At 60.4% G+C, this 2,261-nt stretch carries 1 protein-coding gene; it reads left to right on the top strand.

The features are described 5' to 3' along the window. Window positions 1–1,354 precede the first annotated feature (1,354 nt). Window positions 1,355–1,552 carry a DUF1127 domain-containing protein gene (locus CT676_RS43465; protein WP_244623537.1) on the top strand — a complete coding sequence of 66 codons (198 nt, stop codon included), beginning with the start codon at window positions 1,355–1,357 and terminating at the stop codon, window positions 1,550–1,552. Window positions 1,553–2,261: the final 709 nt, after the last annotated feature.

The following is a 2,261-nucleotide window of genomic DNA, read 5'->3' as shown; positions in this document are numbered from 1 at the left end:
AATGAGAACGCACGCGCGCTGATATCCATGATGGCCCGGAGCAAATGCTCCAATCAAAGGCCGGATACATTGATGCAAGACCACTCACCACCTGATCGACGAACCTCTTGCTACGCACGGCCGGACCATACATTGGGTCAAAAGCTGCGGTCAGCCCAACCATCGTGTGACGTCCGCTTTCCCGTAGACAGCCGACATCGCGACGCCTCTTGCGCTGGTCGGCTGGCGTGATTCTGCTTAACCAAAAGCGGTCATGTGTCGATCTCGGTTCTGAAGATGAATGGAGCTCGATGAGATGTTTCGCATTTTATGGCACAGGTAACCCTTGCGCGCCGGTTTCGCCGAGCGCACTCTTGCAGAGCGCTTTCACAAGAACTACGGAGGGTGCGATCATGCCACGGGTCAAGCAAGCTTCGAAGCAGAAGCGCACAGCCAAAGCCGCCACCGTGAAGGTGCTAGGTGCGGCCGGACTGGGTCTTTCGCTGGCGAGTAGCGCATCCGCATCCACGATGCCCGCTACCGGTATCCCGCAATCCAACACCTCGCCAAATCAGCGCTTCTTTCTTGGCGAAGAGGAAATGGCCGACGTCAGTCTGGCCACGTTTCATCTTTTCGATAGAGAAAACTTTGGCGGCGGCGTGCAGCTAGCGCGGGGGTGCGGTGGTTGCGGGTGCGGCCATGGTGGCGGGGGGTGCGGCGGCGGCCGAGGTTGCGGCGGCGGCGGGTTTGTTGGCGGCCGAGGTTGCGGTGGTGGTGGGTTTGTTGGCATCCGAGGTTGCGGTGGTGGCGGGTTCGTTGGCATTCGAGGTTGCGGTGGTAGCGGGTTCGTTGGCATCCGAGGTTGCGGTGGCTTCCGTGGTTGCCGTGGCTTCCGTGGTTGCGGTTGCGGCGGCTGCGGGTTCAGCATCGGATTCTATGACGACATCGGGTTCGATGACTGGGGGTATGGTGGCTGGGGGTTCGGTGGTTGCGCGGGTTGCTGCGGATCCTGGGGAGCGTGCCGCTTGTGCTAAGTCCCACCAAGGACTCTGCTAAGCTGCGATCAGCCTCTCGCTGGTTACGAGTTTAAGGTCGACTTCGGGTCAAAATGCGAAGAACTCAGAGCGAGCAAATCCAGTCCGCACCGCCTCGCTAAGCGGACCTCCTTGAGCGGTGTCGTCACTTCGCTGATGGGCCAACATCGGACTTCCCAAGAATACATGACGCAAAGTGATTGTCAGCCGAAGCCGGGGCATCTCCGTTCCTTGGGCCAGAGATGCTACCTGCTGCTGACAGTATGCTGTCAGTAGCACAGCGATACAGTCCTCCCGAACTTATAGGGGGAGATAAAGCTGTGAAGTTATCTTCAACACGCCTGATCTCCGCTGATATCAAGGCTCTCGTCAACCTCTACGAGGTTTGGGCCAGCGTTGGCGCGACCCTTCATCTCTGGCGGCAGCGTTATCGCAATCGCCGGGAGCTCGCGCGCTGGACCGAGCCCGACCTGCACGATATCGGCGTCTCCCGGAGCGACATCGCGCACGAACTCGAAAAGCCGTTTTGGCGGGCCTAGCGACGGCAGCCGCGCCGGTACCGGGTTAACGGGATTCGAGGTTTAGCCGCCCCCATAAGGTGCTGCCTGCACGTTCCCGAACCTGTTGAAGTTGTTCTCCGGATTATACCCGGAGTCGCGCAGGTTCTTGATGTACATCTCGCGGTCGTTGGAATTACCTGGGCCCACGGCATATGGGCTCAGCCCCCTCGACCCCTCGCTCGGCGACGGCGCAGGCGACGCGCGGCCATGATGGGTCCTCTGTGCGGCCAAAGCGCCAGAAGTAGAAATTGCGAGAATAGCAACGATGACAAGAATGCTTTTGGCCATAGATCAGCTCTTCGATAATCCACGGGACTGGCATGACCGGCACTCGTCGGCCATGGTCGAGGGATGATTGCCATACCGTACCAGGGGCTCGCCCTGGCACCCGTACCCGCGCCCTTCCGCCCAAGCAGGCGACGCAAGCGCGGCAATCGCCAGTAGTCTGGTCTTTTCGTGGCTGGCGATTTCTGATCACTATACGATGGGGACGACCGCTCTGTCTGGCAACACGAGGTCCTTCAAACTAGCGCGAGGACCGGTCGAGCCTAAGCCCAATGCCTGCGCGGCGAACGGGTGGTCCGGTCTGGGTCTTGGGTGTGTGCAAACGGATAGGTCGGCACGCGGCCGTGGTCGCCAATCGTTGCAGGCGGCCGATGTCTCGCGTCGGAGCGTCCAATGACTGGCC

This window comes from Bradyrhizobium sp. MOS001, assembly GCF_004634465.1.
GTDB classification, from domain to species: Bacteria; Pseudomonadota; Alphaproteobacteria; order Rhizobiales; family Xanthobacteraceae; genus Bradyrhizobium; species Bradyrhizobium barranii.
This window is presented reverse-complemented; position numbering and strand designations above follow the sequence as displayed.